The organism is Martelella sp., from assembly GCF_984369615.1.
In genome coordinates, this window is record NZ_CFHTCS010000221.1 from 1 (window position 1) to 7,477 (window position 7,477).

Sequence of the window (7,477 nt, forward strand, 5' to 3'; positions counted from 1 at the left end):
CGCGAAGGCGATCACGCCCCACTCGACCGGAAAATCAAGACCCGTCAGCGTAGCCGAACTCCAGAACAGCACGCCGGTCATCGCGCTCATCTGGGTGCGCACCAGCATGTAGCGACCGAATTTCTTGGCCGTCGCATCGGCGATGCGGATCGCGGCGGAGGCGAATTCCGGCTTGTTGAGGTCCGCGATCCTTTGGCGGAGCTTGTCCACCTCCGTCAGGCCGAGAACCACATAGGCAAGCACCACCAGCCAGAAGCTGAGCGTCGTGCTCGCCTGTCCCGTCACCTGCCGCACGGTGCGGGCGATCAGGCCGACATTGAAGATGTCGTTGAGCGAGCTTGCAACGGAGAAGCCCTTCTCCCCGAGCCATGCGACGGCGTCCTGATAGGCGACCTGCAATTGCCAGGCGGCGTCGACGAACGATGTCGCCATGCGGGAAAAGCCCCAGATGACGAGCGTCGCGAAGATGACGAAGACGACAATCGTGCTGACAACGGTGATCGCCAGCGCGAGAAGCGGCGGCATGACCTTCTGCAACGCGTTCTTGATCGGCCAGGTGACGGCGATGATGAACAGCGCAAGCGCCACGGGTTTCAGGAAGCCGCCCGCCCAGCGGATTGCGATCAGGAGCAGGATGACGAATATCAGGGATGTGACGACGGTGACGCCGCGCCGCGAGCCCGTTGGCCCAGTTTCAGACATTCGTGTCTCTTAAAATGACTAGCTTGAGCGGATGTGGCTGAAAATGTATCGTTCCCGCCAGTCATACGCAAGCGCTCCCATGCGCTGCCACACGCGATTGTGCGCGGGAAGGAAAATCATGAGTGAGTTCATCGAGACCGTCGCCAGCCCCGATCAGGTGCTTTCATTCTGGTTTGACGAACTGACGCCGAAAGACTGGTTCCAGCCCGACGATGTGGCGGCTCTCGACAACGCCATCCTCTACCGTTTCTTTGCCACCCACCGGGCGCTGGCGCGCGATGTCGACGGAGCCTGGCGGGCAACGCCCGAGGCCCAGCTTGCGGCCGTGATCGTGCTCGACCAGTTTCCCCGCAACATCTACCGCGCAACGCCCATGGCCTTTGCCACCGACATGCTGGCGCTCCGGGAAGCGAAGCTGGCGATCGCCAGCGGCGCCCACGAAAAGGTCGCCGAAAGCCGTCGGGCGTTTTTCTTCATGCCGTTCGAACATTCCGAAAACCTTGCTGATCAGGACCGTTCCGTGGCGCTGTTCGCCGCGCTTGGCAATGACGAATTCTCCTCATATGCAGAAAGCCATCGGGAGGTGATTGCCCGGTTCGGCCGTTTTCCCCATCGCAATCCGATCCTGAAGCGGCGCTCGACCCGCGCCGAACTGGCCTATCTTTCGGGCGGGGAAAGCACCGGCTGGGGGCAGAAATAGACTTCGGCCGTCATCAAAACGACGCGCTTGGGCGGTTCAAGGCGCGTCTGTGAGTTTCTGGAGAAAGAAAGGGATCCGATGCGGCGGAAAAAGGCGAGGGGCGGTTTCCGGCTTGCGGTGTTGGCGGCGGGGCTTCTTTGCGTCCTGTCCGGCGCCCCCGTCCATGCCCAGCAGGCAACGCCCGCCCCGCCTTCCGCTTCCGGCACGGGGCAGCAGCCGAACGATGCGGTGGCGACGACACGCGATCCGTTCATTTCCGAGACCGCGACGGCGCTCGATTCCTATGGCGATGCGCTGTCCTCGATTTCCGAGGCGGTCGGCGGCGAGGGCGGCAGCGACGATGCGCTGGCCAGGCTGCAGGTTCAGGTCGACCAGCTTCAAAGCGAGCTTTCAAAGACCGACGGCGCCATTCAGGCCCGGCTTGGCGATGTCCGCGCTCAACTGGCGGAGCTTGGCAGCGCGCCCGGGCCGGGCGAAAGCCCGGAGCCGGACGTGACGACGCAGGAGCGCAACACGCTCCTTGCCGAGCGTTCCGAGCTCAACGCACTCGCCGACAGGCTGAGCAAGCTTGGATCCTCGGCCGAGGAAACCTCCGACAGGGTATCCGAGATCCGGCGCGAGCAATTCGCCCGCGCCTTGTTCAAGCATACCGATCTGCAGGAGCTTTTCTCGACCGATTTCGGGACGCTCTGGCATCAGCAGTTTGACGCTTTCAGGGCGTCTTATGGCGGCTGGCTGAGTTTCATCTGGCAGTCGAAACGTATCCAGTTCATCATCGCCAACCTGCTCTCGATCCTTGCCGCGGCCTTTGCCTACCGGCTCTCCACGCGGTTTGTCGAACGCACGAAGCTGGACCTGCAGATGGAGGAGCCGGACTACGTGATCCGCTTGCTGGCCGCCTTCTGGACGACGATGATCCCCTGCCTGGCGCTTTTCGCCTTTCTCACCGTGTCCTATGTCCTGTTTGTCGGCATGGGCATTTTCCTGCCCGATGTCGAGCGCTTCGTCCTTCAGGCCTATGTGTCGGGCGCGATCATCTTCTTCGTGTTCCTCCTGTCGCGCAATGTGCTGACGCCGGGCCGGCCGCAATGGCGGCTGATGCCGATCGGCAACGCCGCCTCGCGCAACCTGATGCTGGCCTTCACGGCAATGGCCCTGATCAACTGGGGTGATATCCTGATCGGCGTGCTGAACGAGACGCTGGACGCCGGCGTCCAGATCGATGTGCTGCGCAGCCTGATTTCCTCCGTCCTGATCGGCGCCATTCTCGTGGCCGTATCCTTCATCCGCCCGCGGCCGCCGGTCGAGGCGGAGAAGAAGCGCACGCGCACGATCGCTCTCCTGTTTCCCTCTGCCATCGCCTTTTCCGCGCGCATGGTCGGGCTGTTCGTCATGCTCTGCGCGCTGGTCGGCTACGTGGCGCTTGCCCGTTTCGCCGCCAAGCAGGTGGTGCTGACCGGCGCCGTGCTGATCACCATGTATATCGGCATGCTCGTCGGCCAGGCGGTATCGCAGGCCGGCAGCATTGCCCGCACCAGTTTCGGAAAGCGCTTCGTCGAACGGTTCCAGCTGTCGGCCGTGCGCGCCGACCAGTTGTCGCTGCTTGCCGGGCTGTTCATCTACGCGCTGACGCTGTTCATCGGCATTCCGCTGGTGCTGCTGTCCTGGGGCGTGCGCTACGAGCAGATGCGGCTGTGGGCCGCAAACAACCTGACCTCCGTCACCATCGGCTCGATCACCATTTCACTTGGCGGCATTCTGGTCGGGGTCCTGCTGTTCGTCGGCGGCTTTCTCGCGACGCGGTGGTTCCAGGGCTGGTTCGACAACAATGTCCTGTTGCGTTCGCGCGCCGATGCCGGCGTCCGCAATTCCGTCAAGACCGGGATAAGCTATCTCGGCATCGTGTTGGCGAGCCTCCTGGCGATCTCGGCGGCAGGCGTCAATCTCTCCAGCCTGGCGCTGGTCGCCTCCGCCCTGTCCATCGGCATCGGCTTCGGCCTGCAGACGATCGTCTCCAACTTCGTTTCCGGCCTGATCCTGCTGGCCGAGCGGCCGTTCAAGGTCGGCGACTGGATCGTGTCCGGGACCACGGAGGGTTTCGTCAAGCGCATTTCCGTGCGCGCGACCGAGATCGAGACCTTCCAGCGCCAGTCGATCATCGTGCCGAATTCCGAACTGATCAACGCCTCCGTCGGCAACTGGATGCACCACAACCAGATGGGCCGCTCAGAGGTCGCCGTCGGCGTCTCCTATGACAGCGATCCGCGAAAGGTGATGGATATCCTGATGGACATTGGCACCTCGCATCCGCTGGTACTGCAGAATCCGGAGCCGATGGTGATCTTCATGGGGTTCGGCGAATCGACGCTCGATTTCGAGGTCCGCGTCTATCTCGCCGACGTGTTCAACGGCATTTCCGTGCGTAACGACATCCGCGTGGCGATCTTCGAGCGCTTCAAGGAGGAAGGCATCACCATTCCCTATCCGCAGCGCGACCTGCATATCATTCCGCAGAAGGAGCGCCGCGACGAGCTGGCGGATGCAATCCGCAAGCACACGCGGAAGAACGCTCCGGCGGAACCCGTCGCGCCGGCGCACGAGGCCCGGCCGATGTTCGACCATCCCGACGCCGGCAATGATGACGGCGGCGAGCGCTAGAGCGCCATGCGTCCATTCGGGCGCACAAAGGACGCTCTAACCTATTTTATCTACGCATCGTGCTTTCCGGAAATCGATTCCGATTTTCGGGCCGATGCGCTAGGCAAATCAAGCCGCGTCGCGCCCGCAGGACTGCATGTCGCAAACGGGCTGTTTCCGGTGCGGCGCGCGTTGCATAGTCGTCTGATACGGAGCCCGGCGGGCGGGCGGCCAATCACGGTGACAAGAGGCGGAACGGATGACGACGAAGACGAGGGCTCTGGTGATCGGCGGCGGCGTCGTCGGCGTGTCGACGCTTTATCATCTGGCGAAGAAGGGCTGGGACGATGCGGTCCTGATCGAGCGCAAGGAACTGACCTCCGGCTCGACCTGGCATGCCGCCGGCCTTCTGCCACTGTTCAACATGAGCTATTCCGTCGGTCAGCTGCACAAATATTCGGTCAATCTCTATTCGGCGCTGGAGGAAGAGACCGGCCTCAATGTGGGGTTCTCCAAGGTCTCCAATATCCGCCTTGCCATGACAAAGGACCGGATGGACGAGTATCTCTATTATTCCGGCATTGCCGAGACCATCGGCGTTGATTTCAGGTTCCTGACGCCGGAACAGGTGAAGGAGGTCTGGCCGCTGTGCGAGACGGACGGTATACTGGGCGCGATCCAGCATCCCGGGGACGGCTATATCCAGCCCGCCGACCTGACCCAGGCGCTGGCCAAGGGCGCGCGCGACAAGGGCGGCCGGATCATGCGCAACACCACGGTGACCGAGATCCGCCAGAACCTTGACGGCACTTGGCATGTGGAAACCGATAAAGAGGCGTTTACCGCCGATCATGTGATTTCCTGCACCGGCAATTTCGCGCGGCGGACCGGCGCCATGGTCGGCCTCAACGTGCCGGTCATTCCGGTCGAGCACCAATATATCGTCACCGAGCCGCATCCCGCGATTCTGGAGCGAAAAAGGCAGGGCCTGCCCGAGATGGGCGTGCTGCGTGAATCCGACAGCGCCTGGTATATGCGCGAGGAGGCTGGCGGCCTGATCCTCGGGCCGTACGAGGTCGGCGCGCCGGTCTGTTATGTCGACGGGCCTTCCGACGACAGCGAATACGAGCTGTTCCAGGAGGAGCTCGACCGGCTGATGCCGCATATCGAAACCGCGATGGCCCGCGTTCCGGCCTTTGCGGAAGTCGGCATCAAGAAGGTCTATAACGGCGCGATCGCCTATACGCCCGACGGCAACCCGATTGTCGGGCCTGCGCCGGGGCTGAGGAATTTCTGGCTGAACGAGGGGCATTCCTTCGGCATTACCGCTGCCGGCGGCGCCGGCTGGCAATTGGCCGAATGGATCGTCAACGGCGAGCCGACCGTGGACCTTGCCGGCGTCGATCCGCGCCGCTTCGGGCCCTACGCGACCGAGGGCTACCTCATCGCCAAGAACGAGGAGGCCTATGCCAATGTCTTCACCATGCACTATCCGGACGAGGAGCGCGGGGCCGCCCGGCCGCTGAAGACTTCGCCGGTCTACGAGCGGCTGAAGGCGCTCGGCGGCGTGTTTGGCTCGGTCTATGGCTGGGAGCGGGCCAACTGGTATGCGCCCGAAGGCTATGCGCTGGACGAGAGGGAACTCGGCGTCGGAGCCGATGTCATCACCAGCCACAACCATGCCCCGCCGCTGGAGGATGGCCGGATCGTGGAAAAATGGTCGTTCCGCCGCTCCAACTATTTCGAGCATGTCGGCAACGAGGTGAAACACGTCCACGAGAAGGTCGGCGTGCTCGACATGACGCCGTTCGCCAAGATGGAAGTCTCGGGCGTCGGCGCGCGCGTCTTTCTCGACAGCATCTTTGCCAACGCGATCCCGAAAAAGCGCGGCCGGATCGCGCTCTGCCACCTGCTGGGCCAGGAAGGCGGGGTGAGGGCGGAGTTCACGCTTTATGAATGGGCGCCCGACCGCTTCTATCTGGTCTCCGGCGCTGGGCTTGAAAGCCATGACCACGATCTGCTGATGAAACTTGCGCCGAGCGATGGCTCGGTGACGCTCCGGCCGCTGACCATGGAAATGGGCGTGCTCGTGGTTGCAGGGCCGAAGTCGCGCGATCTTCTAAAGAAATTGACGCGCACATCGCTCGAAAACGCCGATTTCCCCTGGTTGACGGGCCAGCCGATCTCGATCGGCGCTGCAGGCTGCCATGCGCTCAGGGTCAACTTCGTCGGCGAGCTCGGCTGGGAGCTGCACCACCCGATCGCGATGCAGACCTATATCTTTGACAAGCTGATGGAAGCCGGGGCCGAATTCGATATCAGGCCCTTCGGTATCCGGGCGATGGGGGCGATGGCGCTCGAAAAATCCTACCGCGCCATGCAGCGGGAAATGACCATCGAATATACCGCCTACGAATCGGGCCTCGACCGCTTCATCAAGCCGAAGAAGGATTTCATCGGCAAGGAGGCGCTGCTGTCGAAGAAGGAGGAGGGGCTTTCCGCCATCTTCGCGACCCTCATCGTTGAAGGCGTCACCGATTGCGATGCCCGCGGCTCCGAGGCGATCTATGATCTCGACGGCAATCTGGCCGGTCGCGCGACCCAGGGCGGCTTCGGCTGGAGGATCGGCAAGTCGATCGCGCTGGCGATGCTGAATCCGGATTGTGCCGCGCCGGGCACGAAGCTGAAGATCCGCATCCTCGGGGCGTTGTTCGATGCCGCCGTTGTGGAGGAGAGCCCGTTCGATCCGGAGAATGAGGCGCTCAGGGCGTGAGTCGGACGGATGTCCATTTCAGCCCTCCGTCATGCCGGGCTTGCGCCGGCGCCGAGGGCTGCGCGGGGCAGGGGTCGGTTCGTGCGTATTTGGCCGGTCCGGCCTGCGCGTTCACTGTGGCTATGCCATCCGTCTGGCCCTGGAACCCGGCGCAAGTCCGGGATGGCGGAGCAGATAGGCCTTATGAATTGAACCGGACGCGGAGCATTGCATCTTTGCTTCCAGGCTTTCTTGAAAAACACTCTTGCCAAGCGCGCCTCAGCCCCGTAAATGGGGCGCCAGATCAGATGGGGCGGCGCGATTACGCAAGCGGCCCGGTTTGATGAAGGGGTATAGCTCAGTTGGTAGAGCGGCGGTCTCCAAAACCGCAGGTCGGGGGTTCGAGCCCCTCTGCCCCTGCCAGTTTGACGGTTCTGCCGGCGCACGGCTCGGCGGCTCGCGTGAACGTGATACAAGAAAAATTTCGTTTTTCTCTTGTCTGAGCGAAAAACGATGATATGTAATGCAAAACAGACTCGCGGTGCGTGGAGCTGGTTACTTCCGCTTTACGTGCCGTAAAGGTGTGGGCAGTTTATGGCATCGAAAACCAATCCATTCACGTTTCTGCAGCAAGTGCGCGCTGAGACGGCCAAAGTCGTTTGGCCTTCCCGGCGCGAAACTGTGAT

The 7,477-nt window shown here is 62.5% G+C and carries 5 protein-coding genes and 1 tRNA gene; 5 read left to right on the plus strand and 1 reads right to left on the minus strand.

The genetic code is table 11. The features are described 5' to 3' along the window. A partial coding sequence (locus tag AC5DC2_RS16100) for an AI-2E family transporter (protein WP_491699205.1) occupies nt 1-702 on the minus strand: 702 nt, incomplete at its 3' end. A 118-nt stretch (nt 703-820) separates the two neighbouring features. On the opposite strand from AC5DC2_RS16100, the gene AC5DC2_RS16105 reads away from it, so the two are divergent. From AC5DC2_RS16105 to secE, 5 genes are all read left to right on the plus strand, one after another. Beyond that, the gene (locus AC5DC2_RS16105; protein ID WP_491699206.1) at nt 821-1,402 is read left to right on the plus strand and encodes a DUF924 family protein; all 582 of its coding nucleotides are present in this window, start codon (nt 821-823) and stop codon (nt 1,400-1,402) included. Between the two features lie 78 nt (nt 1,403-1,480). Next, a complete protein-coding gene (locus AC5DC2_RS16110) occupies nt 1,481-4,060 on the plus strand; it encodes a mechanosensitive ion channel domain-containing protein (protein ID WP_152534484.1) in 2,580 nt (859 codons plus the stop codon). Between the two features lie 238 nt (nt 4,061-4,298). After that, the gene (locus tag AC5DC2_RS16115; protein ID WP_491699207.1) at nt 4,299-6,812 is read left to right on the plus strand and encodes a GcvT family protein; all 2,514 of its coding nucleotides are present in this window, start codon (nt 4,299-4,301) and stop codon (nt 6,810-6,812) included. 326 nt (nt 6,813-7,138) lie between these two features. Then, nucleotides 7,139-7,214: transfer RNA gene (locus AC5DC2_RS16120), tRNA-Trp, on the plus strand. A 171-nt stretch (nt 7,215-7,385) separates the two neighbouring features. Further along, nucleotides 7,386-7,477, plus strand: a 92-nt coding sequence (gene secE, locus AC5DC2_RS16125) for a preprotein translocase subunit SecE (RefSeq protein WP_491699208.1), incomplete at its 3' end; no start/stop codon positions are given.

What these genes read in the sequence shown, in the direction of transcription:
- AC5DC2_RS16105 (WP_491699206.1), top strand. Translation starts at nt 821, where the DNA reads ATGAGTGAGTTCATCGAGACCGTCGCCAGCCCCGATCAGGTGCTTTCA.
- AC5DC2_RS16110 (WP_152534484.1), top strand. Translation starts at nt 1,481, where the DNA reads ATGCGGCGGAAAAAGGCGAGGGGCGGTTTCCGGCTTGCGGTGTTGGCG.
- AC5DC2_RS16115 (WP_491699207.1), top strand. Translation starts at nt 4,299, where the DNA reads ATGACGACGAAGACGAGGGCTCTGGTGATCGGCGGCGGCGTCGTCGGC.